Here is a 24468-nt window from a genome sequence, read left to right on the forward strand (position 1 = left end):
CGGGCGCGAGTCGCGCGCCGGCACGTGATCCGCGCCGGCGACGGCCCGAAGCAGTGACAGGCGGCGGCGGTCCCGCCGGCGAGCGCCCGGGCAAGGACCGCGGCGAACGCGGCGAACATGACCGCGGCGCCGACGAGCGCGGGTGCGGCAAGGACCCGCGGCGCGAGCAGCGCGCCGGTGAGCGCCGCCGCGAGGACCGCTTCGGCGAGGACCACGGCGGTGGCGGCGGGTGCCGCGAGCCGGGCCGGCAGGCGGCCGAGGTCCGCCGTCGCGGCGGCGAACCCGGTGAACGCGGCGCGGCTGCGCACCTTGGCCGCGGCCGACACCGCGAGCGCGCCGAGGGGCACGAGCACTAACGCGACGAGCATGGCCGACCGGCCCGGACGCCCGCGGTTCGTTGACAGGTCCGGATAAATCCGTCGATACTCCACGAATGGTGCTGGCAACCCTGGCCGGCTGCGTGGTCCTGCTGCTGGCCGCCGGAGTCGTTGTCGCGCGTCGGTCGCTGCTGGTGGTGACGGTCTGCGGCGGCAGCATGGCGCCGACCTACCACGACGGCGACCGCGTCCTGGTCAGCCGCCGGCGCCGCCCGGCCGCCGGCATGGTGGTGGTGCTGCGTCAAGGCGACGTGGCGGCCGAGGCCGCCGCGCTGGCGGCACACCGCAGCGGCTATCTCGTGAAGCGCCTCGCCGCGCTGCCCGGCGACGCGGTGCCGGCGGCCGTGCGCCCGGCACTCGGCACGCAGAGTCCGGACCTGGTGCCCGAGGATGCGGTGGTGGTGCTCGGCGACGACGCGGACAGCATCGACTCGCGCGCCTGGGGCTTCCTGCCGCTGCGGCTCGTCGTCGGTGTGGTGGTTGCAGACCTTCGGACGGCCGGCCGCTGACCGGCAACAGCCGGACAGGACGGCGGGCCGCCAGCTCCCCCGTGGCAACGCCCGACTCCAATCATGATCTTGTGATGTGATCGCTCACATCATTGGCCGCCATGCAACACCTTCCCTCGTTGGGTGTCAATGTCTATCCAGACAATCTCGCTGGCGTGCGGGCGAGCGTGATTGACACCAATGGTGTGAGCGATAACATGCCGAAGGAAGCACGAGGACGGGGGCAATCGATGCTTGGCATGGCCGCGTCGCAATGGCGGGTCCGCTTACGGCGGTCTATTGCCCTGCTTTCGATGATCACCGTCGCGGTGGTCGGCTTCACCCTGCTGACCGCGGCCGCCGTCACGGCCCGGCTCGACGCCGACGGCACCGTCGAGGCCAACTTCCGCCCCGCGTACGACGTCCTCATCCGCCCGACCGGCAGCGTCCTGCCCCTGGAACAGCAGCGCAACCTGGTGCAGTCAGGTCAGCTCGCCGGCCTGCGCGGGGGCATCACCGTCGAGCAATGGCACCAGATCCAGAACGTGCCTGGCGTCGCCGTCGCCGCACCCGTCGCCGTCATCGGCTACGTCATCCGGACCGTCCCCGTCACCGTGCAGCTCGGCGCCGACCTCGACCCGGCCGCCGAACGCCAGGTGATCAAGGTGCAGCCGACCTGGGTCACCGACGCCGGCCTGTCGCGCATCCCGGACGGCGCGGCCTACCTGTACTCGACCCGCAACGTGCTGCACCAGAAGCAGCTCAGCGAGATGCGCAGCGGCGAAGGCGTCCCACCCGCCGAGGAGGTCGACCCGGGCGGCGGCCGCCAGCCGGTCTGCCCCGTCGTGCAGTCCGTGGGCGAGCGGGACTTCATCGACCCGACCGACCTGCCAGGCCGCTCCTCGCTCACCTGCGTCGGCGGGCCCGGCTCCCGCGACGTGTTCGGCAACCCGGTCGCGCCGGTGGTCACCCTCGCCTGGTCGGTGCCGTTCCTGATGGCCGCCGTCGACCCCGCGGCCGAGGCCGCCCTCGCCGGGCTCGACACCGCGGTCACCTCGGGCAGGTACTTCACCGCCGGCGAGCAGCCCGCCCAGCGCCGGCTCGACGGCATGCCCTACCCCTACGACTCGCTGCCGATCCTCGTCGCCGACAAGCCGCAGCTCGACGCTCAGCTCGAACTGCAGATCCAGCGGCTCGGCGGCGCGTCCGTCGAGCTGGTCCGGGCCGGCACCGACAACCGCGGCCTCCGCGCCGCGCTGGACGGCCAACCGGGCACCCGGGTCGCGACCCGGACGGTCCCGATCGACGGGCCGTACCAGGACATGGTCGACCGGCTGCGCCACCCCTTCCAGAGCGGTCCCGACGACATGGCGGTGTCCAACACGCTGTGGCTGGACCGGTTCTGGACCGTCGGACCCGCCAGGACGACCCCCGCCGGCGACGGCCTGCGGACCGAGCCGGTCCCCTACGACCTCAAGATCTGGGGGCTCGGCGCCGACGCCGGCGACAGCGGCCACCCCGTGCCGATGGAGTTCGCCGACACCGGCGTGCGGGGCGCCGTCGCCGCACACCCGAACATCACCGCCGAGCACGACATCCAACCCGGCGACATCGCCATGCCGGACGTCGCGCTCGACGCCGTCGGCACCTTCGACCCGTCCCGGGTGCGGCTGGGCGGCGCGCTCTCCGCCGTCCCGATGGACACGTACTTCAACCCCGGCGCCGAGGGGGCCGACGACGCTTCCCGCAAGGCCCTCGGCGGCCGCCGCCTGGAGCCGAACGCCAACGTCAGCGGACTGCTCAGCCAGCCGCCGCTGATGCTGACGACGATGGGCGCGCTGCCGGTCATCTTCGGCCCCGACGGGTACGGCACGAAACCGGAGTACCCCGAGTACCAGCTCAACCGCGCGGCCCCGATCAGCATGGTGCGGGTCCGGCTCGCCGGCACCGTCGGCATGGGCGCCGCCGACCGCGAACGGGTCCGGCTCGTCGCCGAGCAGCTGGCCCGCCGCACCGGGCTGCAGGTCGACATCACCCTCGGCAGCTCACCCACCGGCGTCACCGTCCAGTACCCCGCGGGCAAGTTCGGGCGACCGGACCTCGCCGTGTCCGAACCGTGGGTCAAGAAGGGCGTCGCGGCGGTCCTGGTCCGCGCGGCCGACCGCAAGAGCGTCCTGCTGTCCGGCCTCGTGCTCGTCGTGTGCGCCCTCGCCGTACTCAACGCCACCAACGCCGCCACCCGCGCCCGGCGCACCGACCTCGGCGTGCTCGCCTGCCTCGGCTGGAGCCGAAGACAGCTGCTCCAACTCCTCCTCACCGAGATCACCGGCATCGGCCTGGCCGCCGGCATCGCGGGGACCCTGCTCGCCGTGCCGCTCGCCGCCGCGTTCGGGCTCGACATCGGCTGGCTCCGCGCCCTGCTGGCCATCCCCGTCGCGCTGCTCCTGGCCGTCGCGGCGGGGCTGTGGCCGGCGCTGCGCGCGGCCAGACCGGACCCCGCGGTGGCCGTCCGGCCCGCCGTGTCGGCTTCCTCCGCCCGGCGCCGCAGCCCGCGGCGGGTCACCGGCCTCGCCCTGTCCTACCTCGCACGGACACCCGGCCGGGCCGCCCTGGGCGCCGGCAGCCTCGCCATCGGCGTCGCCGCGCTCACCATGCTGCTGGCCATCACCTTCGCGTTCCGCGGCGCGGTCGTCGGCACGCTCCTCGGCGAAGCGATCGCGGTGCAGGCCCGCACCGTCGACTACCTCGCCGTCGCCATCACCATCGTGCTCGGCGTCGTGTCCGTCGCCGATGTGCTGTTCCTCGGCATCTCCGAGCGCTCCGGCGAACTGGCCCTGCTCGGCGCCGCCGGCTGGCACGACGGCCTGCTGCGCCGCCTCGTCGTCACCGAGGCCGTCGCCATCGGCGTGCTCGGCGGCGCCACCGGCGCGGGCCTCGGACTGGGCGCCGCGGCCCTGTTCGCCGGCGCGCTCACCGCACCACTGGTGTGGTGCGCGGCGACCGCCCTCACCGCGGGCGTCGCCGTGTCCGCGGTCGCCGCGACGGTACCGATCGCAATCCTCCGTCGCCTGCCCATCGCCCAGCTCCTGGCCGAGGAGTGACCGCGCTGACAAGGCCTTCCCGCAGCTCAGGTCGACTCACCGTCGGTAGGCAGCCGGCCGGTGCCACGACAATCCGACGACGGACTCGAAGACAGGGTTCGTGGACCGTGTGCTGGCGCCGAGGGTGATGAACGCGCTCGGGCTGCCCGCGTCGGATGCGATGTAGGCCAGCGTGCCATCGGCCTCAATGCCGCCAGACCAGCCACGACAAACTGCCACTCGGCGTCGTCATCCCTGCGGTCGTAGACAGCGGGGTCGTCGCCGACGGTGTCAGTGGCCCAGGCTCGGTCACAGGCCCGCTCGGGCCGGCTCAACGGGTGGAGGGGACCAGGTCCAGGATCGAGGCCAGGCCGCGGTCGCCGGTGCGATGCCGATCGTGATCCTCCACCGACTGCCGATCGCCCGACTCCTGGCTGAGGAGTGACCGCGCCGCCGGCTCGTTCTGGATGCGGATCAGGGCACGGCTTCAGGGAGCCAGGCCGGCGCGGTGCGCGATGATGACCAGCTGGATGCGGTCGCGGGCGTCGAGCTTGTGCAGCAGCCGGGCCACGTGGGTCTTGGCGGTGCCGGCGGTGATGTGCAGGCGTAGCCCGATCTCGGCGTTGGTGAGCCCCTCGGCGACCAGGGCCAACACCTGCCGCTCGCGGTCGGTCAGGCCGCCGAGCGGGCCGGGCGCCGGTCTCGGCGGCACGGGGGCGGGATCCACCGAGGCGGCGGAAGATGCGGCGAAGGTGGCGATCAGGCGGCGGGTCACACCGGGCGCCAGGAGGGCGTCGCCGGCCGCGATGACCCTGATCGCCGCGTGCAGGTCCTCCGGCGGCGCGTCCTTGAGCAGGAAGCCGCTGGCCCCCGCGCGCAGCGCGCCGTAGACGTACTCGTCGAGGTCGAACGTCGTCAGGATCAGCACGCGGCTGGCCGTCGAAGCGGTGATCCTGCGGGTCGCCTCGATGCCGTCCAGGACGGGCATGCGGATGTCCATGAGCACCACGTCGGGCGCCAGCCGGGTGACGACGTCGACGGCCGCCAGCCCGTCGGCCGCCTCACCGACCACGGTCAGGCCGTCGCCGGTCGCCACGATGCCGCACAGCCCGACGCGAACGAGCGCCTGGTCGTCGGCGACGACCACCCGGACCTCGTTCACCGCGCCGCCGCACCCGTCAGCATCGCCGCCACCGCTGCCGCGCCCTCACCCGGCACGAAGGCAACCTCCTCCCCGGCCGCGTCCACCACAGTCGCCGCCACCATGGCCGCGCCCTCAACCACCACGCAGGCAACCTCCTCCCCGGCCGCAGCCATCACGGTTGCCGCCACCGCTGCCGCACCCTCAGCCGGCACGAAGGCAACCTTCTCCCCCACCACGTCCACCACGGTCGCCGTCGACACGGCCACACCCTCAACCGGCACGCAGGCCGGCGCCGGCAGGACGGGGTGCATCTTTACTGCGGCCACCGCCCGGGCCTCGGTCACCGTGCCGCCGTGTCCGTCAACCTCCCTGCCGCCGCTCCCGGCACGGCCCTCGCCGACGCATCCGTCGCGACCCCCGCAGCCGCCTCCATCACAGCACCCGTCGCCAGGCACGGCCCGGCACCCGCCGGCACGCCCGGCCGGGCACGTGCGGCGGCGTCCGGAACGGCGTCTGCCGGTATCGGCAGGGCGGCGCGGACCGTGAAGCCTCCTGACGGGGGCGAGGCGGTGGACAGGGTGCCGCCGAACAGGGCCGCGCGCTCGCGCATGCCGCTCAACCCGTGTCCGTCGGCGGCAGGGTCCAGGACCTCGTCGGCGCCCCGGCCGTCGTCGGTGACCTCGACGGTGACTTCGGCGCCGGTGTAGGCGACCGAGACCCGCGCGTGGGTCGCCGCGGCGTGGCGGATGACGTTGGTCAGGGCCTCCTGCACGATCCGGTACACGGTCAGCTCCAGGCCGGCGCCGAGCGGGCGCGGGTCGCCGGTCACCGCGAGGTCCACCCGCACGCCGGCCGCCTCGGTCTGCGCCGCCAGGCGTGGCAGATCGGGCAGGCCGGGCGCGGGCGCGGTCGTGGCGGGCCGCTCGTCACGCAGCGCGCCGAGCACCCGTCGCAGCTCCGCGAGGGACTCCCGGCCGGTGGTCTCGATCGCCGCGAGCGCGTCGGCCGCCTTCGCCGGCTCGCGGTCCAGCATCAGCCGGCCGTACGTGGCCTGCACCGTGATCACGCTCATGCTGTGGGCCACGACGTCGTGCAGCTCGCGGGCGATGCGCAACCGCTCGTCGGCGCTGCGGCGGGCCGCCCGCTCCAGCTCGGCGTCCGCCTGCCGGGCCCGGTGCCGCAGCAGCTCCTCGGTATACCGACGGTGCTGGTGCACCATGAAGCCGACCAGCCACGCCGCGACGAGCAGCAGCGCGAACGGCAGGATGCCGCCGACGTGCCGGAACCCGGGCAGTGCCGTCGCCACGGGACCGGTCAGGCCGGCCACGAGCGCGAGGACGGCCGTCCGCCCGCGGTGCCGCTCCGCCACCCGGTACAGCGCATACGCGGCCGGTACAAGCGCCATCCACCCGAGCCGGCTCGACAGCGGGCTGAGCCAGAACACCGCGAGGGCGGCCAGCGACGCGGTCAGCGGGAACCGGCGCGCGAGGGGCAGGACCCCGCACGACACCGCCAGCGCGGCGACGGCAAGCCACCCCGGGTCGGCCTTCACCGCGATGATGCCGCCGGCGGGGACGGCATACAGCAGCGCGGCGACGACATCGACAACGAGCCAGTGCCAGGGCCGCAGCCGATGCCGCAGCGGCGGGCGCAGCTCGGTGGTCATGTCGCCGAGCGTACGACCGGCACCCGCCACCGTCGTCCTCCCCAGGGTGTATGCCGCGCGGCAGACAACCCGGCCATTCGGCTGGTGCGGTAGCCCGCGCGGTGGGGGTACGAGCGGCAGACGACACCGCGACGGCCCGCTGCGATCGTCGACGGCATGATCGAGGTTCGACAGTTGAGCAAACGCTACGGCGGCAGCACCGTCGTGGACGCGGTGACGTTCGACGTGCGGCCGGGCCGGGTCACCGGGTTCCTCGGCCCCAACGGCGCGGGCAAGTCCACCACCATCAGGATGCTGCTCGGCCTGACCACTCCGAGCGCCGGACGGGTCACGTTCGACGGCCGGGCGTACCGGCTGATGCAGGCGCCGCTGCGCGAGGTCGGTGCGCTGCTGGACGCGGCGACCGTACACGGCGGCAGGACCGCGCACGCGCACCTGCGCTGGCTCGCCGCCAGCAACGGGCTGCCGAAGCACCGCGTCGGGGAGGTCCTCGGCCGGACCGGCCTCGAAGCGGTCGCCGGGCGGCGCGTGCGGGGCTACTCCCTCGGCATGCGCCAGCGCCTCGGCATCGCCGCCGCGCTGCTCGGCGACCCGCCGGTCCTCATCCTCGACGAGCCGGTCAACGGCCTGGACCCGGAGGGCGTGCACTGGTTCCGGACGCTGCTGCGCGACCTCGCCGCCGAGGGCCGCACGCTGCTGGTGTCCAGCCACCTCATCACGGAGATGGCCCTCGTCGCCGACCACCTGCTCGTCATCGGCGCCGGCCGGCTCCTGGCCGACCAGAGCATCCAGGAGCTCACCCGCGGCCACGCCACCCTCGAGGACGCGTACTTCGCCGTCACCGCGGCATCGACGCAGTACCGCGCGAAGCAGGGAGGCGCACGATGACGGTGCTGCGACGCACGGCCCACGCGGAGTGGATCAAGCTGTGGTCGGTCCGGTCGACGTGGCTGGCGGTCGCCGCCGCGGCGGTCCTCGCCGTCGGGCTGTGCGTCACCGGCACGATCGGCACCGTGCCGGCGGCGGACCAGGCCGCGTTCGACGCCGTCGGCGCCGCGTTCGGCGGGCTGACGTTCGCGCAGCTGGCGTTCGGCGTGCTGGGAGTGCTCTCGGTGACGACCGAGCACGCGTCCGGCACGATCGTGCCGACGCTGGCCGCCACCCCGCGGCGGAGTGTCGCGCTGCTGGCGAAGCTGCTGGTCACGGGCGGCGTCACGCTGGTGCTCGGCGAGGCGCTGGCGTTCGGCACGTTCCTGCTCGGCCAGGCCCTCCTGGACCGGCACGGCCTGGGTGTGCGGCTCGGCGACCCGGGCGTGCTGCGGGCGGTGAGCAGCGCCGGGCTGTACCTGTTCGTGATCACCATGGTCGGCTTCGGTCTGGGTGCCCTGCTGCGCCAGCACGCGGCCGCCATCGCCACCCTGTTCGCCGTGGTGTTCCTCGCGTACGGCGCGGCGCGGGCCCTCGAAAGCTGGTCCTACCTGCCGTCCCGGCTGCTGCTGTCCAACGCCGGCGACGTCGTCGGCCAGGTCCACGCGACCGCGGCGAAGCCGAGGCTGCCGTCGCTGCGGATGGCGTACGCGGACCTGGCCCTCTACCTGACGCTGGCGCTCAGCCTGGGTTGGTTCCGAGCCCGCAGGGACTAATAGGCGACCAATACCACAAAGCGGTCACCGCACCGCGGGCACCAGGTCCAGGACCGGAGCCAGACCGCGGTCTCCGGTGCGGTGCTCCGCCGGCAGGATGAAACAGCGCAGCCCGGCGGCGGAGGCGCCGCCGTCACGGACCGGGTTGTCGCCGACCATCAGCGTCGCCCGGGGGTCGGCGCCGAGGTCCGCGCACGCCTTGCGGAACAGCTCCGGGTCGGGCTTCTCCCGGCCGGCCTCGTAAGACAGCGCGTACGTGTCGACGAGGTCGCCGAGGCCGAAGTGCGCGACGTGCGCCCGGATGTCCCAGGCGATGTCGCTGACCACCCCGACCCGGACACCGCGCGAACGCAGCCCGCGCAGGACGAAGCCGGTGTCCTGGTAGGGCACCCACGACTCGGTGTGGATCATCCGGGCGTGCGCGGCCGCCTCGTGACCGCGCAGGAACGGCACCGCGGCGAACCAGGCGAGCATCGCCGAGCGGTGCCGGTCGGCGGACAGGTCGCGGCCCGCCTGCACGGCGAGGACCTCCGGCAGCTGGTAGGCGGCGGCGAGATCGGTGAGCGCCGCCGCGAGCACGGCCGGGTCGTCCAGCAGAGAAGCCCGGCCGGTGTCGGCGGCGATCAGCCGCAGCCACTGCTGGGCGTCGATCATGTGGAAGATCGTGTTGGCGAAGTCGAAGAGCACCGCCTGCACCGGCGGCACCGGACCTGCCTGCGCGGCGGGGTCGGTGCTGTACGTGGAAGGCGTGTCGAACAAGGTGCGCATCGGCAGTACGGTACCGGTCACCACGCCTTGGGCCCGCCGTCGGGCAGCAGCTCGCGGCTCCGCTTGCGCTGGACCTTGCCGCTGGTGGTGCGGGGCAGGCCGCCGGGGCGCAGCAGGGTCACCGATGCGACGTGCAGCTGGTGCTCGTCGGCGACCGCCCGGCGGACCGCGGCGACCACCTCGTCGAACGCGACGCCGTCGCCGCCCGGCAGCCGCGAGACCCGGACCTGGCGGGCGGTCTCGGCGACGACGCCGAGCCGGCCGTCGTCGCCGAACTGGAACGCCGCCACGCAGTCCGGGCCGACCGCCGGGTGTGCGGCGCTGACGGTGCGCTCGATGTCGCTCGGGTAGTGGTTGCGCCCGTCCACGATGATCAGGTCGTCGATGCGGCCCAGGACGTAGAGCTGCCCGTCGCGCAGGAACCCGAGGTCGCCGGTCTTCAGGAAGCCGACGCCGGGGCGGTCCTCGAGCGTGCCGCCGAAACGGGCCTCGGTCGCCTCCGGCTGCCGCCAGTAGCCGGAGGAGACGCTGTCGCCGGCCACCCAGACCTCCCCCACCAGGCCTTCCGGAGCCGGTACACCGGCGGCGACGATCCTCACGTCGAGGTTGGCCGGGACGCGTCCGCACGCGACGACCTGCCGCGACGGGTGCCCCGGCCGCGCCGCGACGAGCTCGCCGCGCTCCGCCAGCGCCGAGGCGTCCAGGTCGACGTGGCGGGCGTCGCCCGGGAGGCGGGCGCCGCTGACGTACACGACCGCCTCCGCCAGGCCGTAGCAGGGCCGGAACGTCGCCGGGCTGAACCCGGCCCCGGCGAACGCCGACATGAACGCGGTGAGCGTGCCGTGCCGCACGGGCTCGGCGCCGTTGAGCGCGACCCGCCACGGGCTCAGGTCGAGCCGCGCCTTCTGCTCCTCGGTGATCTTCGCGACGCACAGCTCGTAGGCGAAGTTCGGGGCGGAGGAGACCCAGGCGCGGAAGCGGCTGATCGCGTCCAGCCAGACGAACGGCCGCATGAGCAGCGCCATCGGCGGCAGCAGCACGGCCCGGCCGCCCGGGTACAGGCCGCCGATCAGCTGGGCGAGACCCATGTCGTGGAAGACCGGCAGCCAGCTCACGACACAGAAGTCGGCGGGGTCGCAGGCCGGCGCCTCGACGAGGACCGCGATGGCGGCGGCGTTGGCCAGCACGTTGCCGTGACTGAGCACGACACCCTTCGGCGCGCTCGTGGAGCCCGACGTGTACTGCAGGAACGCCGGATCCGACGGCCGCACCCCGGGGTCGCGCCACAGCCCGGCGAGACCCTCCGGCACGTCGGCCACCACGATCGGCTCGACGCTGCCGAGGTCGGCGACCAGCGACGACTCGGCGTGCTCGGCGGTGGTGAGCACCACCGCGGGGTCGGCGTCCTTGACGATCCCGCCGAGCCGGCCGAGGGTCCGCTTCCCGCCGTGGATCGCGTCCGGGGCCGGTGACGGCACCGCGACGAGCCCCGCGTAGGCGCAGGCGAAGAACGCGACGACGAAGTCGACGCCGTTGGGCAGCATCAGCATCGCCCGGTCCCCCGGCTGCGCGGTCTGCTGCAGCAGCGCCGCGGTGTCGCGGACCCGCTCCTCCAGCTGTGCGTAGGTGAGGGTCAGCACCTCCTCGCCGTGGCTGTCCAGCTCGGTGCAGGCGGGCTGGTCCGGCCTGTTCGCGGCCTGGTGGCGCAGCAGGTCGACGAGGGTGCCGACGCCCTCGTGCACCTGGATCGGGTGCCGGGACGTCACAGCGCGCCCGCCAGCATCAGCCGGGCGCCGGGGAACAGCCCGTTGGCGGTCATCGCGTCGGCGGCCTTCACGACGGCCGCCTCGATCCTGTCCAGGTCCTCGTCGGTGTGGGCGAGGGACAGGAAGCAGTTGCGGCCCTCCCAGATGTACAGGCCGTCGTGGACGAGCATCGTGTGGAAGATCTCGGACCGCTCCGAGTTCGCGGGCTCCTCGACCAGCCGGAGCCGGAACAGCGAACCGAACCGGGCGACCCGGATCGGCACGCCCGCGCCCTCGAACCTCGCGTCGAGGCGGGCGCCGAAGGCCTCGGTCCTGGCGTTGAGCTCCTCCTGCAGCGCCGGGCCGCGGCGGACCAGCTCCCGCAGGACCGCCCGGGCGGCGGCCATCGACAGCGGGTGCTTGCAGAACGTGCCGGAGAAGAAGGTGCGGACCGTCTGCGGGTACGGCTGGTCGCCGAACTCCCAGGCGCCGCCGTCGATGGCGTCGAGGTACTTCGCGTCGCCGGCGACCACCCCGATCGGCATTCCGCCGCCGACGACCTTGCCGTAGGTGGTGATGTCGGCGGCGATGCCGAAGAGACCCTGGGCGCCGTTCGGGTGCATCCGGAACCCGGTGATGACCTCGTCGAAGACGAACGGGGTGCCGGCGTCGGCGGTGATCCGGCGGACCTCGCGCAGGAACTCGACGGGCTGGATGTCGGGGCGGCGGCTCTGCACCGGCTCGACGATCACCGCGGCGAGCTCGTGTACCCGCTCCCGCAGCACCTGCAGCGACGCCGGGTCGCCGTAGGGCAGCACGAGCGCGTTGGCGCTGACCTCCGGCGGGATGCCGGGCGCCATCGGCACCGACTCGCCGGAGGAGCCCTCGATGTCCTGCCGCGCCAGGATCGGGTCGGCGGTGCCGTGATAGGCGCCCGCGAACATTGCGATCCGGTGCCGCCCGGTGACCGCCCGGGCCAGCCGGACCGCCACCATCACCGCCTCGGAGCCGGTGTTGCAGTAGACGACCCGTTCCTTGCCGGTCAGCCGCCTGATGAGGTCGGTCGTCTCCGGTACCAGCGGCGAGTGCGGCCCGAGCTGCATGCCGTCGGCGAGCTGGGCGGTGATGGCCTCGTTGATGAACGGCTCGTTGTGGCCGAACAGGTTCACCCCGAAGCCCATGGTGAGGTCGACGTACTCGTTGCCGTCGACGTCCCACACCCTGGCCCCGTTGGACCGGGCCACCACGATCGGGTAGCGGGTCTCCTTGAGGTTGAGGTACGGCTGCGGCGCGTGCCGGACGTCGGCGTGGCCCAACCGCTCGGCGGCGGCCTGGGCGCGGGAGCCGGCGGTGCGGGCGCAGTACGCGCTGGACAGGTCGGCGATGAACGCCCGCTGGGCGTCGGTGAGCTTCCGCGAGGCGCCGCCGGTGCGGGGGCCGAACGCGACGAACGTCCCCTGCGGCGCGGCCGGAATCGCCGTGCGCTGCACCGCCTGCTCAACCGGCGCGGCAGGCGCGGGCGCCACAGCGGGCGCGGGCAACGCGGGTGCTGCGGAAGGCGCGGCGCCGGGCTGGCGGCGGCGGATCAGCTCGTACGCCTGATCCATCACCTGCGCGTGGACGTCGAGGAACCGGTCGACGGCGCTGCCCCCACCCGGCGCGACCGGCGGCAGCACCGCGGCGGCAGACGGCGGGCTGATCAGGGGCAGCGGGGCCGGCACGGCGGGCGGGGGCGGCTCACGCAGGGCCAGCACCGCGGCCGGGGCGTTGCGCACGATGTACCCCGCCAGCCGCCGCAGCGTGTTCACCTCCTCGAACAGCATCCCGATCGGGATGACCACCTCGTAGGTGCGCTGGATGCTCTGGATCGTGTGGAACAGCGTCATGGAGTCGGCGCCGAGCTCCAGGAACGACATGTCCGGGTCGATCGGCGCGTCGGACTCCAGCAGCGTCGTCACCACCTGGCCCAGCTCCGCCAGGACGCGGGCGTCCGCTCCTGCCGACGTCGGTTGTGCCACGTGCTCCTCAGCCCCTCTCTGGACGGGGATCGATGCCGGTGCGGGCTTCGGCAGGGTCGCCGTGGGCAGCCAGAACCGTCTGCGCTGGAACGGGTAGGTGGGCAGGTCGACCCGCCGGCGGCGGAACCCGTCGTGGAAGGCGGCCCAGTCGAGGTCGTGCCCGGCGGCGTACAGCTGGGCGAGCGAATCGGTGAGCACGTCGCCGTCCTCCGCGCCGGTGCGCAGCGACGGCAGCCACCGGGCGCCGGACACCACCCGGCGACCGGCGCCGAGCAGCACCTGACCGGGTCCGACCTCGACGAACGTGGTGCAGCCGGCCTCGGCCAGCCTGCGCACGCCGTCGGCGTAGCGGATCGTCGAGGTGAGGTGCCTGGTCCAGTACGCCGCGTCGGGGCGGTACTCGTCGTCGAAGAGCCGGCCGTCCAGGTCGCTGACCAGCGGGATCCGCGGTGCCCCGTAGGTCACGGCGGCGGCGACGTCAGCGAAGGCGTCGCGGGCCGCGGCCATCATCGGCGAGTGGAACGCGAGCGTGGACTTCACCGGCCGCACCGTCACCCCCGCGGCGGTCAGGTGCGCCTCGACGGCCGCGACGGCCTCGGCGGTGCCGGCGACGGTGACGTTTGTGCCGGCGTTGACCGCGGCGATCGCCAGGCTCGGGTCGGCGACGGCGGCGAGCGCGGCCCGGACCGTGTCCTCGCCGGTGAACGCGGCGAGCATCGCGCCGGGTGCGCTGCGCTCCTGCACGAGCCGGCCGCGGGCGGCGACCAGCCGCAGCCCGTCCTCGAGGTCGAAGACCCCGGCGACGCAGGCGGCGGCGAGCTCGCCGACGCTGTGGCCCAGCAGGTGGCCGGGGTGCACGCCCCAGCCGGTCCACAGCCGCGCCAGGGCGTACTGGAGGCAGAACAGCGCCGGTTGGGTGTAGCGCGTCTCGTCGAGCAGGTGCCGCTCGGCCGGCTCCGGGAACAGCACCGTCTGGAGGCCGCGGCCGATCAGGTCCCGGAGGATCTCGTCGCAGCCCAGGAGGGTGGCGCGGAAGCCGGCGTTCGTCACGTACAGCTGGCGGCCCATGTCGGCGTACTGCGACCCTTGCCCGCTGAACAGGAACGCGATGCCACCGGGACCGCCGGGCGGACGCTCGCCGGGGTGCAGGCCCTGGTGGGCCGTCCCCGAGGCGATCCGGTGCAGCTGTTCGGCGGCTTCTTCGCCGGTACGGGCGGCGAACGCGACCCGGTACCGGAAGTGTGACCGTCCGGTGTGGACGGAGGCGGTGAGGTCGGCGAGCGAAGGAGCGGGCCGCTGTTCGAGGCGGGTCGCGTACCGGGCGGCGAGCGCGGCGACCGCCGCCGGTGTCTTGGCGCTGACGGTGACCAGGTGCGATGTGCGGACGTTGCCCTTGTTCGCGGGCGGCTTCGCCGGGGCCGGCGCGGCCTGGAGGATGACGTGGGCGTTGGTGCCGCCGAACCCGAACGAGCTGACGCCGGCGGTCAGGGTGCCGCGCCGCGGCCGCCACGGCTGCCCGGTGGACGGCACGGTCAGCGGCGCGTCCGCGGGGATGCGCGGGTTGCGTTCGCACAGGTGCAGGTGGGCCGGCACGTGCTCGTGCCGCAGCATCAGCACGACCTTGAGCACCCCGGCGATGCCGGCCGCGGCCTCGGCGTGGCCGATGTTGGTCTTCACCGAGCCGAGCATCAGCGGCTCGCTCGCGGGCCGGCCGTCGCCGAGGACGGCGGTGAGCGCGGCCGCCTCGATCGGGTCGCCGAGCGGGGTACCGGTGCCGTGCGCCTCGACGTAGTCGACGTCGCCGGGCGCGAGGCCCGCGTCGTGCAGGGCGTCGCGCAGGACGTCCTGCTGGGCGCCGCCGTGCGGGGCGGTGAGGCCGTTGCTGCGGCCGTCCTGGTTGACCGCGGACCCGCGGACGACGGCGAGGATCCGGTCGCCGTCGCGAACCGCCGCGTCGAGGCGCTTGAGCAGCACCAGGCCGCAGCCCTCGGCGCGGACGTAGCCGTCGGCGGCGGCGTCGAAGGTCTTGCACCGCCCGTCGGCGGCCATCATGCCGGCCTGCTCGAAGACGTCGGTGCCGTCGGTGTCCAGCAGCAGGTTGACGCCGCCGGCGAGCGCGGTCTCGGACTCGCCGAGGCGCAGGCTGCGGCAGGCCATGTGCAGCGCCACCAGCGAGGATGAGCAGGCGGTGTCGACGGCGACGCTGGGGCCCTTGAGGTCCAGCGCGTAGGAGATGCGGTTCGCCGCGACGCTCAGCGCCTGGCCGGTCCCGGAGTACGGGGTGTGCAGGTGCGGCTCGCGGGCGATGAGCCGGCCGTAGTCGCTGCCACTGATGCCGACGAACACGCCGGTGCGGGTGCCGGCCAGGCTCGCCGGCACGACCCCCGCGTCCTCCAGGGTCTCCCACGCGACCTCGAGCAGCAGCCGGTGCTGCGGGTCGACGTGCCCAGCCTCCTTGCCGGAGACGGCGAAGAACTCCGCGTCGAACTGGTCGACGTCGGCGAGCAGCCCGTGCGGGCGGCCGAGCGGCGGGTGGCCGGGCACGTCGCCGCCGACGGCGTCGGTGCCGGTCTCCAGCAGCTGCCAGAACGCGTCGGGGCCGGTGGCGCCCGGGAAGCGGCAGCCCATGCCGATGACGGCGATCGGCTCGTTCACCTCGGGTTTCGCCGTGCGTTCGAGCGCCGCCACGGGTTCGCCGGCACCGGTGAGGTGGCGGGCCAGCAGCCGCGCCGTCGGGTACTGCCAGAAGACGGTCGCCTCGACGGGCCGGCCCAGCAGCTGCTGCAGGTCGCCAAGCAGCACCAGGGCGTCGCGGGAGGACAGGCCGAGGTCGGCGAGCACCGCGTCGGGCTCCACCGTGCCCGCGCCGACCTTCTCCGCGACGTGGCGCAGGATCCACGCCTCGACGTCCGCCTGCGTCACTGGTTGCACGTCTCGCCTCCCATGCTCGGTACAGAAGCATCGGCGATCGCGGTTAAGAGAACGCCTAGTTCGCCGAGCGCGCCGAGAGGGACGAGCACGCGACCGGTAGCGTATGAGTAGTGACCGCCGTCGAAACCCGCCGCCGCGCGGGCCTGCCGATCGCCACCGTGGTCGTCGCGTTGATCACCACACTCGGTGCCGCGGCCCAGCTCAACGACCCCGACGTCCTGGAACGGTTCCGGCGCGACTACCCAGCGCTGCACGACGGCGAGTGGTGGCGGTGGTTCACGCCGCTGCTCGTGCAGGGTTCGGGCTGGGGCCAGATCCTGTTCAACATCGGTTCACTGGTCGTCGTCGGCGTCATCGCCGAGCGCCGGTTCGGCACGTTGCGCTGGCTCGTGCTGTACATAGGGATCGGGCTGGCCGGTGAGGCCTTCGGCGAGCGGCTGGACCCGACCGGCTCCGGCAACTCCCTCGCCGTCTGCGGCCTCGCCGGCGCCCTGGCGACGCTGCTGCTCCTGCGCCCCGGCGCGGCGACCCGCCCGCACGCGTTCGTGGTGCCGTACTACGTGGCGTGCGTGGCCGGGCTCGGCTTCGGCGGCGTCGTCGGCGCGACCGTGGCCCCGACCGTCGTCCTGGTGGTGATGAGCATCCTGCTGCGCCGGGACCGCTACACCGGGATCGCGTTCGCCGCGGGCCTCGCCGCGCTGGTCGGCGCCGGTGCGCTCGCCGCCCGGCCTGACCAGCACGGCATCGCCCTGCTCTGTGGCGCGGTCGCCGGCCTGCTGGTCTTCCCGCCCCGCCACCGCGCCGGACGGGTCACCGACGACCGCCCGGCGCCCGCGCCCCGCCGCCCGTGATCCGAGTCGCCGGGTATCAGGCACATCGCTGACGGCACTGACCTGAGTCGCCGCAGACCCCGATACCGAGCGGGACCGCCACGGCACCTTTTCCGGGCACCGGGACCGGCCGGTCCGGCCCCGGTGCCCGGGGCCGGACCGGCCGTCGCGACGCGGTCGGGTCAGCAGCTGAGCAGACAGGTGCCGTAGCTCACCGAGCAGTCGGCCATGATGTTCACCCGCCGCTTGCGGCCGCCCGAGTTGGGGCAGGGCTCGCAGTACGACTGCGGGAGGCAGGACGCGCTGGCTGTGCTGGTGGGCAGCAGGCCGGCCAGGAGCCTGTCGGCGGCCAGGCGGACGATTCGGGTCATGGTTCCTCCAGGTCGGTGACGACGACGGGAGCGGACGCCCCCGCCGTTCCGGCCCGCGGGCCGGAGTCTGTGGCGTCGGGCCCGCGCGGTACGCGGTCGACGGGGTTCGCGGCAGTGAGCCGGCGCAGCACGAAACCGCGGACCGCGGCGGTGGGCAGCGGGCCAAGCTGGCGGGAGTCGTGGCTGAGCGCCGCGTTGTCGCCCAGGACGAGCAGGTGACCGGCCGGCACGACCGCGCCGGCCTGCCAGGGCGACCGTTGGCCGGGCAGCGCGGCGACCCGCTTCACCATCGGGCCGTGCGGTCCCTGCAACACCACGAGCCGCCCGGGCACGGCTCTGCCGTACCGCGCGACGAGCAGCCGGTCGCCCGCCCACAGCGACGGCTCCATGCTGCGCCCGGCGACGACGACCACGCCGAACAGCCGGCGGGCGACGAACCACAGGCCCGCCGCGAGCGCCACCGCGTAGCTCATGCCGCCGCCTCCGCTGATGGGCGGACCGGGCCGCTGTGCTGCCCGCTCATGCCGTCACCTCCGCTGCGCTCCGGCGCCGGCCTGAGCTCCACCCTGTGATCCCGATTCGCAGCCCTCCGCTGCGCTCCGGCCCGCTCATGCCGGCTCCAGCTGGTAGCCCTGCGCCTGCAGGCGGAACAGCCGCGCGTACCGCCCGTCGGCGCGCATCAGTTCGTCGTGCGAGCCGAGTTCCGCGACGCGTCCCCCGTCGAGCACCGCGACGACGTTCGCGTCGCGCAGGGTGCTCAGCCGGTGCGAGATGAGCAGGGTGGCCCGGCCGGCCCGGTGCGCGCGCAGCGTCCGGTGGATCTCCGCCTCGGCCTCCGCGTCCAGGCCCGAGCTGGGCTCGTCGAGGATCATGAGGTCGCTGTCGTCGCGCAGCAGCGCCCGGGCCAGCGCGACCCGCTGCCACTGCCCGCCGGAGAGCCGGACGCCGAGCCTCGGGTCGCCGGTGTCGCCGGCCCAGAAGAACAGCCGGGTCAGCGGCGTGTCGTACCCGTCCGGCAGCGCCGCCAGGGTCGCGTGCACGCCGGCGAGCCGGGCCGCGGCGGTGATCCGTGGCAGGTCGTCCAACCGGCGCACGTCGCCGACGCCGACGTTTTCCCGGGCGGGCAGGTCGTAGTCCTGGAAGTCCTGGAACACGACGGCCATCCGCCGGCGCAGCAGCTCCGGGTCGAGGTCGCGCAGGTCGACGCCATCCCAGGTGATCCGGCCGCGGGTCGGCTCGTGGAACCGGCACAGCAGCTTGACCAGCGTGCTCTTGCCGGCGCCGTTGAGCCCGACCAGCGCGACGGCGGCGCCCTGCGGGATGCGGAGGTCGACCCCGCGCAGCACCCAGTCGTGATCGTCGCTGTAGCGGAACCAGACATCGTGCACGACGATCCCGTCCCGCAGTGGCGCTGGCCGCAGGGCTGCTTCCGGGGTACCGGCGAGCGGTGCCGAACGCACGACGAACAGGAAGTGCGCGAAGAGCAACTGCGCCTCCAGCATCGCGGCGACCTGCGCGATGCCCTGGGCAACGGCGGCCTGCACGCCGGCCACCGCGACCACGAACACGGTCAGGTCACCGACCGTGTACGCCCCCGTGGCGGCCTGCCTGGTGAGCCAGACCAGGCCACCGCCGGCGACCACCGCACCGAGCGCGCCGAGCAGCACCTGCGTGCGCAACCGGCTGCGGTCCACCCGCCGCTCGGCCGCGTTCACCGACCCCAGGTCGGCCAGCATCCGCCCGCGGAAGAAGTCGCCGAGCCCGAAGAGCCGGACCTCCTTGGCCGCCTCCGCCGTGGTGAGCAGCCGTGCGTAGAACAGCTGCCGGCGCTGGGCGTGGCCGGAGCCGGCGACGACGGCCGCGTGCCGCCGGCCGAGCCGCAGGTGCGCCACCACCGCCGGCGCCGACGCCGCCACGACGACGGCTGCCACGATCGGGCTCAGCGCGATCAGGGTTGCCAGGAACCCTGCGAGCGCCGCCACCGACGACAGCAGGCCGAGCGATCCGCTCACCACCTGTGCCGGCGCCGAACGGCCCGCGGTGCCGGCCAACTGGACCCGGTCCTGGAACGTGGGATCCTCCAGCCGCTGCAGCCCGACGTGCCGTTGCAGCGCGGAGAACAGCCGCTCCTGCGCGCAGAGGCTGAGTCGGCGGTCGAGCTCGTTCGAGGTGTACTGCATGACGGGCGGGACGGACGCCAGCGCCACTCCGATCCCGGCGACGGCGAAGGCGAGCACCAGCGGGACGGCTCCGGCGACGAGCCGGTCCAGCAGGTCGCGGGTCAGCCAGGCCAGCACGACCGGCCCGACGCCGGCCCCCAGCGCTGCACCCGCCATGGCCAGGACCGCGCTCGGGGCCGCCCGCAGCCCCATCCGCAGCGCCTCCGTGACGTCGCCGGCGCGTACCTCAGACACGGGCCGGCACGCGCGGGAAGGAGCGGAAGTCGGTACCGCTGTGGGTGACGGCACCGGTGTCGTCCAGCAACGCCACCGCCGGGTACCCGGTGACCGCGAACGCCGTCGCCACGGGCCCGAACACCGGTTCGGTGGTGACGCGGGCCACGTCGCGCAGATCGGCGGTGAGCCCGCCGAGCTCGTGCGGCTCGCCGATGAGCACGGCGAGCACGCGCTGCCGGCCGACCGCGGTGGCGTAGGCGACGAACTCGGGCAGCCGCTCGGTGCACGCCGGACAGTCGGGGCTGAAGAAGCCGACCAGTCCGCTCGGGGTGCCCCGCAGCTCCTCGCCGTCGACGGTGGTGGCCTGGAACGGCTCCGGTGTCTCGCCCGGACTCATCACGACCTGCGGCGCGTGCGCGGCGGTGGCCCCGGTCATGGCGCGCAACCGGCGCACGATGCCGAGCGTCAACAGCAGGTTGAACGCGCCGAGCAGGCAGGCGAGGACGGTGGCCGCGGCCAGGTAGGGCATCGCTGCTCCTCCATGACGTCGAAGACTCTGGATGGCTGCAGCAAGAATCAGTAAGGTCTGTTACCAGATTCCTACCAGGCGTCACGCGGGGGGCAGATTGGTGGATTCGCACGGGGGCGAACTGCATTTCCGGCTGCTCGGACCGGTACAGATCGAGCATCGTGGCAGACCCGTGGACCTCGGTCCGCGGCGCGGCGAGCGATGCCTGCTCGGGCTGCTCCTGCTGGAGGCGACCTGCGGGGTGCTGCGCATGAGCCGGCTCCAGGGACTGCTGTGGGACGACGACCCGCCGGAGCGGGCACGGCGGACCGTTCACACCTACGTCGCACGCCTGCGGTCCCGGCTGCGCCCGCACGACGTGCAGATCGTCACGCACAGCACCGGCTACCGCATCGACGTCGACCCGCAACGCGTCGACGTGCACCGGTTCGTCGCGGAGATCGACCGGGCCCGGGCCCTGCCTGACCCGGCCCACCGCGCCGACGCGCTCGCCCGGGCCCTCACCCTGTGGCGCGGCCCGCTGCTCGCCGACGTCGCCGGCGACGACCTGCGGGCCCGCGTCGGCCTCGCCCTGGAGGAGCGACGGGCCCTGGCCATCGAGCTGCGGGCCCAGGCCGACCTGCAGTGCGGCCGAAACGACCAGGTCGCGGCCGAGCTCACCGAGCTGACCGCGCAGCAGCCGACCCGGGAGCGGCTTGCCGAACTGCTGATGCTGGCCTACTACCGGGCCGGCCGGCAGGCCGATGCGCTGGAGGTGTACCGGCGGTCATGGCGCTACCTGCACACCGAGCTCGGTGTGCAGCCGGGCTGGGGCCTGCGCGAGGTGCACACCCGGATCCTGCGCAGCGGCCCCGTCCAGGACCTCGTCGACGGCCGGCGCGCGACCCCGTGAAGCTTGTGCCGCCGGCCGGCACGCACGAACAGCCACCGGCCAGAGCACCGGCCGTGGAGCACGCCGGCGGTCAGGTGGCGTAGGCGGGCCGGTGGGCGGGGACCGCGATGCCGGTGAGGACCAGGCCGCGGTCGACGAGCCAGCGGCCGGCGAAGCCGGCGACCTCGACCCCGCCGACGACCGGGCCGGGCACCAGCAGCCAGGCGTGGAACGTCTCGCGCTGCGGCGCGATCGTCACCGTGGCCTCGGTGAAGTCCAGCCAGCGGCCGGTCAGCGGGTACCACGCCTTGAACACCGACTCCTTGATGCTGAACAGCAGCCGGTCCCAGTGGATCCCGGGCCGCTGCCCGTCCAGCTGCCGCAGGTGCCGGCGCTCCTCGACGAGCGTGATGCTGTCCAGGACCCCGTCGGGCAGCGGCGCGTGCGGCTCGGCGTCGATGCCGACGGTGGTGAGGTGCCCGGCGCGGGCCACCGCGGCGGCCCGGTAGCCGGCGCAGTGGGTGATGGTGCCGACCACGCCGGCCGGCCACACCGGCTCGCGGCGGGGCCCGGCCGGGATCGCGACCGGGCCGAACCCGAGCCGGCCGAGCGCCTCCCGGGCGCACCGCCGGCCGGTCATGAACTCCGCGCGGCGCTTCGCCACCGCGTTGCCGAGCGCCGCCAGCTCCTGCGGGAACAGCGGCGCCGGCAGCGCGTCGTCGAACGCCTCGACGACGGCCGTGCCGGCGGGCAACAGGCTGCCGAGCAGCGTGCGGGCACCCGTGCCGGCCGGTCCGGCCGCCGTCACGGTCACGGTGTCTGCGCTTCCGGGCCGTACACCTCGACGCCGTCGCCCTGGCGGCGCACGTGGATGCAGTCGCCGGGGCACTCGTTCGCCGAGTCGATGACGTCCTGCGCCGCGACCAGCGGCACCAGCACCGCCGTGCCGGGCGTGTGGCGCAGCTCCCCGTCGTCGCCCTTGACGTAGGCGAGCCCGTCCACGTCGAGCTCGAAGACGTCGGGCGCGTACTGCGCACAGATCCCGTCGCCGGTGCACAGGCCCTGGTCGATCCAGACCTCCAGCTGGTCCTGGCGCTGGTCCTGCTGCGGTGTCGTCGCTGCGGTCACCCGCGCTCACCTGCCTTGTCTTCTCGTACGGTGGCCGGCACGGTCAGACCCGCATCGGCTGGGGCGTCTCGCGGCGCGCGTGGTCCGGTCCGTCGAACTCGCGGATGATCTCGTAGCGGGTGTTGCGCTCGACCGGCCGGAAACCGGCGTTGCGGATCAGGTCGAGCAGGCTCTCCCGGGTCATCTTGTCCGGGGTGCCGAACTCGTCCGCGTCATGGGTGATCTTGTACTCGACGACCGAGCCGTCGATGTCGTCGGCGCCGTGGTTGAGCGCCAGCTCCGCGGTCTGCAGGCCGTGCATCACCCAGAACACCTTGACGTGCTGGACGTTGTCGAACAGCAGCCGGGACACCGCGAAGGTCTTCAGCGCCTCGGCGCCGGTCGCCATCGTGGTGCGGGCCATGAGCTTGTTACGGATCTTGCCGTCCCGCGAGTCGTGGAAGTCGTGCTGGTACCGCAGCGGGATGAACACGTGGAAGCCGCCGGTCTCGTCCTGCAGCTCGCGCAGCCGCAGCACGTGGTCGACGCGGTGCTTCGGCTCCTCGATGTGGCCGTACAGCATGGTGCACGGCGTCTTGAGGCCCTTGCGGTGCGCGAGCCGGTGGATGCGCGACCAGTCCTCCCAGTGGGTGGCGTGGTCGACGATGTGCTGGCGGACCTCCCAGTCGAAGATCTCCGCGCCGCCGCCGGTCAGCGACTCCAGGCCGGCGTCGATGAGCTCGTCGAGGACGTCCTCGGCGGACAGGCCGGAGATCCGCTCGAACCAGTGGATCTCGGTCGCGGTGAAGGCCTTGATCGCCACGGTCGGCGGCAGGGCCTCCTTCAGCGCCCGGATCGAGCGCGGGTAGTAGCGCCACGGCAGCGTCGGGTGCAGGCCGTTGACGATGTGCAGCTCGGTGAGCTGCTCGTTCTCCATCTCCTTGGCGAGGCGGACGGCGTCCTCGATCCGCATCGTGTAGGCGTCCTTCTCCCCCGGCTTGCGCTGGAAGGAGCAGTACGCGCACGACGCCGTGCAGACGTTCGTCATGTTCAGGTGCCGGTTGACGTTGAAGTGGACCACGTCACCGTTCTTCTCGGTGCGGACGTGGTGCGCCAGCCCGCCGAGCCACGCGAGGTCGTCGCACGCGTACAGCGCGATCCCGTCCTCGCGGCTGAGCCGCTCACCGGCGACGACCTTCGCCTCCAGTTCCCGCTTCAGACCTGTGTCCACCAACGACTCCTCATCGACTCTGTGTGGGGGTTTGCGAACGCGGCTCAGTAGAGCCCTTCGGGCGCGGCGGAGCTGATCTGCAGCGGCCGTACATTGGCGACGGCGTCACAGGGCCAGCCTTCGACCCGGTGCCGGACCGCCTGGTCGCGCTCCATGATGTTGGGCAGGAAGAGGTCGTCGTGCAGGACGGTGAGGCGCACCCGGCCGGTCTCGCCGTAGCCGACCGTCCGGCGCGGGTCCTCCTTGTCGACGACGGCCATCGTGACCTGCGGATAGTTGGGCAGGTACGGCAGGATCGCGCCGTCCCGCTCGACCGGCAGGCCCATAGCGCAGCCGAACGTGTTGCCGTACGTCATGCCGATCACGCCGCCCTGCAGCGCCTCGGCGATCTCCGTGTACATCGGCGGGGTCAGCTGGGTGCCGCCGAGGCCGACGCCCGAAAGGCCCGCGACCAGCTCGGGGCGGCGGGAGATGAGCGCCTGCATGATCGCCGGCGTCGTCTCCAGGTAGTGCACCCGGCCCGTCTCCAGCACGTCGGTCATCTGCTCGATGGTGTGCTCGACGTACATGTTCATCTCGACCAGGCGGCTGTCGCGGATCAGCGTCTTGATCCACCGCGGGTCGAGATCCATCGTGTACACGGTCGACTCGTAGAGCTCCGCGATCTGGTTCGCGCCGCGGCCGACGATGTGCGGGCCGCTCGGGCACGCGTACAGCCAGGTGCGGCCGGGCTCGAAGCCGCTGAGCCGCAGCCCCGCCAGCCGCCACGCGGTGTGGTGCTCGGCCATCGACGGGGTGTGGAAGATGCGGCACGGCTTGCCGGTCGTGCCGCCGGACTCCCAGATCCGCCCGGCGAGGGGCCGCGGCACGTCGGCGGGGACCAGCTGCACGGGGTCGAGCTCCCGCAGCGTGGCCAGCGAGAACGGCCCGAACTGCGCCAGGTCGTCGTAGCGGGTGATGTCGAGCGGGTCGAAACCGAGGTGCGGCCGGCGGGCCAGCCAGTACGGGCTGCCCGTCACCGGGTCGAAGTGCCGGCGGACCACGCGGACGGTCCACTCGTCGAGGTCGGCGGCCAGCCAGGCGTCGGTACGCGCCGCGGCGGGTTCCATGACGGTCGTCATCGATTCGTCCTTCGGGTGCCGGAAGCGATGGGTCCGGCTCGACGCGCCGGACACCGGGAAACAGGCAGCGGTCTCCCACAGCACTTGTGTTGCTGGCATCGTGCCGTGGCGCGGATTGGGGAAATCACCACACTTGATCCCCATGCGAACTG

The 24468-nt window shown here is 73.7% G+C and carries 21 protein-coding genes; 6 read left to right on the plus strand and 15 right to left on the minus strand.

Annotated elements, in window-relative coordinates; translation table 11 throughout:
• On the minus strand, positions 1-368 hold a 368-nt coding region (locus ABZ321_RS56755; protein ID WP_354905186.1), incomplete at its 3' end, for a MauE/DoxX family redox-associated membrane protein.
• 65 nt (positions 369-433) lie between these two features.
• On the opposite strand from ABZ321_RS56755, the gene ABZ321_RS56760 reads away from it, so the two are divergent.
• Together ABZ321_RS56760 and ABZ321_RS56765 are read left to right on the plus strand one after the other, a co-directional pair.
• Complete coding sequence (locus ABZ321_RS56760; protein WP_354905189.1) at positions 434-886, plus strand: S26 family signal peptidase; 453 nt, start codon at positions 434-436, stop codon at positions 884-886.
• Between the two features lie 293 nt (positions 887-1179).
• Positions 1180-3966: an FtsX-like permease family protein gene (locus ABZ321_RS56765; protein ID WP_354905192.1), complete on the plus strand. Its 2787-nt coding sequence runs from the start codon at positions 1180-1182 to the stop codon at positions 3964-3966.
• A 466-nt stretch (positions 3967-4432) separates the two neighbouring features.
• On the opposite strand, the gene ABZ321_RS56770 is transcribed toward ABZ321_RS56765, so the two are convergent.
• From ABZ321_RS56770 to ABZ321_RS56780, 3 genes are read right to left on the minus strand one after another with little or no spacing between them, the layout of a single operon-like run.
• Positions 4433-5107: a response regulator transcription factor gene (locus tag ABZ321_RS56770; protein WP_354905195.1), complete on the minus strand. Its 675-nt coding sequence runs from the start codon at positions 5105-5107 to the stop codon at positions 4433-4435.
• Entirely contained in the window at positions 5104-5433 is a 330-nt protein-coding gene (locus tag ABZ321_RS56775; protein ID WP_354905198.1) for a hypothetical protein, read from the minus strand. Before ABZ321_RS56775 ends, ABZ321_RS56770 begins: the two co-directional genes overlap by 4 nt.
• The gene (locus tag ABZ321_RS56780) at positions 5430-6755 is read right to left on the minus strand and encodes a sensor histidine kinase (RefSeq protein WP_354905200.1); all 1326 of its coding nucleotides are present in this window, start codon (positions 6753-6755) and stop codon (positions 5430-5432) included. Before ABZ321_RS56780 ends, ABZ321_RS56775 begins: the two co-directional genes overlap by 4 nt.
• A 156-nt stretch (positions 6756-6911) precedes the next feature.
• Between ABZ321_RS56780 and ABZ321_RS56785 the strand changes: the two genes are divergently transcribed.
• Both ABZ321_RS56785 and ABZ321_RS56790 read left to right on the plus strand, forming a co-directional pair.
• Complete coding sequence (locus tag ABZ321_RS56785; protein WP_354905202.1) at positions 6912-7643, plus strand: ATP-binding cassette domain-containing protein; 732 nt, start codon at positions 6912-6914, stop codon at positions 7641-7643.
• Positions 7640-8398, plus strand: a complete 759-nt coding sequence (locus ABZ321_RS56790; RefSeq protein ID WP_354905204.1) for an ABC transporter permease — start codon at positions 7640-7642, stop codon at positions 8396-8398. Before ABZ321_RS56785 ends, ABZ321_RS56790 begins: the two co-directional genes overlap by 4 nt.
• Positions 8399-8422: 24 nt before the next feature.
• On the opposite strand, the gene ABZ321_RS56795 is transcribed toward ABZ321_RS56790, so the two are convergent.
• The 3 genes from ABZ321_RS56795 to ABZ321_RS56805 are packed head-to-tail and all read right to left on the minus strand — an operon-like array spanning position 8423 to position 15860.
• Positions 8423-9166, minus strand: a complete 744-nt coding sequence (locus ABZ321_RS56795) for an HAD family hydrolase (RefSeq protein WP_354905206.1) — start codon at positions 9164-9166, stop codon at positions 8423-8425.
• Between the two features lie 17 nt (positions 9167-9183).
• Complete coding sequence (locus ABZ321_RS56800) at positions 9184-10932, minus strand: fatty acyl-AMP ligase (RefSeq protein ID WP_354905208.1); 1749 nt, start codon at positions 10930-10932, stop codon at positions 9184-9186.
• Entirely contained in the window at positions 10929-15860 is a 4932-nt protein-coding gene (locus tag ABZ321_RS56805) for an aminotransferase class III-fold pyridoxal phosphate-dependent enzyme (protein ID WP_354905210.1), read from the minus strand. Before ABZ321_RS56805 ends, ABZ321_RS56800 begins: the two co-directional genes overlap by 4 nt.
• 110 nt (positions 15861-15970) lie before the next feature.
• On the opposite strand from ABZ321_RS56805, the gene ABZ321_RS56810 reads away from it, so the two are divergent.
• On the plus strand, positions 15971-16711 hold the full coding sequence (locus ABZ321_RS56810) for a rhomboid family intramembrane serine protease (protein WP_354905212.1): 741 nt from the start codon (positions 15971-15973) through the stop codon (positions 16709-16711).
• A gap of 161 nt (positions 16712-16872) precedes the next feature.
• On the opposite strand, the gene ABZ321_RS56815 is transcribed toward ABZ321_RS56810, so the two are convergent.
• From ABZ321_RS56815 to ABZ321_RS56830, 4 genes are all read right to left on the minus strand, one after another.
• Positions 16873-17061: a hypothetical protein gene (locus ABZ321_RS56815; protein WP_344506544.1), complete on the minus strand. Its 189-nt coding sequence runs from the start codon at positions 17059-17061 to the stop codon at positions 16873-16875.
• Positions 17058-17534, minus strand: a complete 477-nt coding sequence (locus ABZ321_RS56820) for a S26 family signal peptidase (RefSeq protein ID WP_354905215.1) — start codon at positions 17532-17534, stop codon at positions 17058-17060. The genes ABZ321_RS56815 and ABZ321_RS56820 overlap by 4 nt, the downstream gene beginning before the upstream one ends.
• Positions 17535-17669: 135 nt before the next feature.
• On the minus strand, positions 17670-19475 hold the full coding sequence (locus ABZ321_RS56825) for an ABC transporter ATP-binding protein (RefSeq protein WP_354905217.1): 1806 nt from the start codon (positions 19473-19475) through the stop codon (positions 17670-17672).
• Positions 19468-19986, minus strand: a complete 519-nt coding sequence (locus ABZ321_RS56830; RefSeq protein ID WP_354905219.1) for a hypothetical protein — start codon at positions 19984-19986, stop codon at positions 19468-19470. The genes ABZ321_RS56825 and ABZ321_RS56830 overlap by 8 nt, the downstream gene beginning before the upstream one ends.
• A gap of 172 nt (positions 19987-20158) precedes the next feature.
• Here ABZ321_RS56830 and ABZ321_RS56835 point away from each other — a divergent pair, with 172 nt between their 5' ends.
• Entirely contained in the window at positions 20159-20878 is a 720-nt protein-coding gene (locus ABZ321_RS56835) for an AfsR/SARP family transcriptional regulator (protein WP_354905222.1), read from the plus strand.
• Positions 20879-20948: 70 nt separating this feature from the next.
• Here ABZ321_RS56835 and ABZ321_RS56840 read toward each other — a convergent pair whose 3' ends face one another.
• The 4 genes from ABZ321_RS56840 to ABZ321_RS56855 are packed head-to-tail and all read right to left on the minus strand — an operon-like array spanning position 20949 to position 24316.
• Positions 20949-21671, minus strand: a complete 723-nt coding sequence (locus ABZ321_RS56840; protein WP_344506552.1) for a 4'-phosphopantetheinyl transferase superfamily protein — start codon at positions 21669-21671, stop codon at positions 20949-20951.
• Positions 21668-21985 carry a ferredoxin gene (locus ABZ321_RS56845; RefSeq protein ID WP_344506554.1) on the minus strand — a complete coding sequence of 106 codons (318 nt, stop codon included), beginning with the start codon at positions 21983-21985 and terminating at the stop codon, positions 21668-21670. The genes ABZ321_RS56840 and ABZ321_RS56845 overlap by 4 nt, the downstream gene beginning before the upstream one ends.
• 43 nt (positions 21986-22028) lie before the next feature.
• Positions 22029-23195 carry an aminofutalosine synthase MqnE gene (mqnE, locus tag ABZ321_RS56850; RefSeq protein ID WP_354905225.1) on the minus strand — a complete coding sequence of 389 codons (1167 nt, stop codon included), beginning with the start codon at positions 23193-23195 and terminating at the stop codon, positions 22029-22031.
• 44 nt (positions 23196-23239) lie between these two features.
• Positions 23240-24316 carry a hypothetical protein gene (locus ABZ321_RS56855; protein ID WP_344506558.1) on the minus strand — a complete coding sequence of 359 codons (1077 nt, stop codon included), beginning with the start codon at positions 24314-24316 and terminating at the stop codon, positions 23240-23242.
• Positions 24317-24468 lie beyond the last annotated feature (152 nt).

It is taken from the genome of Dactylosporangium sp. NPDC006015, assembly GCF_040614215.1.
GTDB classification, from domain to species: Bacteria; Actinomycetota; Actinomycetes; order Mycobacteriales; family Micromonosporaceae; genus Dactylosporangium; species Dactylosporangium maewongense.

Excerpts from the sequence above, each read along its gene's own strand:
- ABZ321_RS56795 (WP_354905206.1), bottom strand. The coding sequence starts at position 9,166 with ATGCGCACCTTGTTCGACACGCCTTCCACGTACAGCACCGACCCCGCC.
- ABZ321_RS56820 (WP_354905215.1), bottom strand. The coding sequence starts at position 17,534 with ATGAGCTACGCGGTGGCGCTCGCGGCGGGCCTGTGGTTCGTCGCCCGC.
- ABZ321_RS56855 (WP_344506558.1), bottom strand. The coding sequence starts at position 24,316 with ATGACGACCGTCATGGAACCCGCCGCGGCGCGTACCGACGCCTGGCTG.
- ABZ321_RS56780 (WP_354905200.1), bottom strand. The coding sequence starts at position 6,755 with ATGACCACCGAGCTGCGCCCGCCGCTGCGGCATCGGCTGCGGCCCTGG.
- ABZ321_RS56760 (WP_354905189.1), top strand. The coding sequence starts at position 434 with ATGGTGCTGGCAACCCTGGCCGGCTGCGTGGTCCTGCTGCTGGCCGCC.
- ABZ321_RS56815 (WP_344506544.1), bottom strand. The coding sequence starts at position 17,061 with ATGACCCGAATCGTCCGCCTGGCCGCCGACAGGCTCCTGGCCGGCCTG.
- ABZ321_RS56830 (WP_354905219.1), bottom strand. The coding sequence starts at position 19,986 with ATGCCCTACCTGGCCGCGGCCACCGTCCTCGCCTGCCTGCTCGGCGCG.
- ABZ321_RS56765 (WP_354905192.1), top strand. The coding sequence starts at position 1,180 with ATGATCACCGTCGCGGTGGTCGGCTTCACCCTGCTGACCGCGGCCGCC.
- ABZ321_RS56790 (WP_354905204.1), top strand. The coding sequence starts at position 7,640 with ATGACGGTGCTGCGACGCACGGCCCACGCGGAGTGGATCAAGCTGTGG.
- ABZ321_RS56785 (WP_354905202.1), top strand. The coding sequence starts at position 6,912 with ATGATCGAGGTTCGACAGTTGAGCAAACGCTACGGCGGCAGCACCGTC.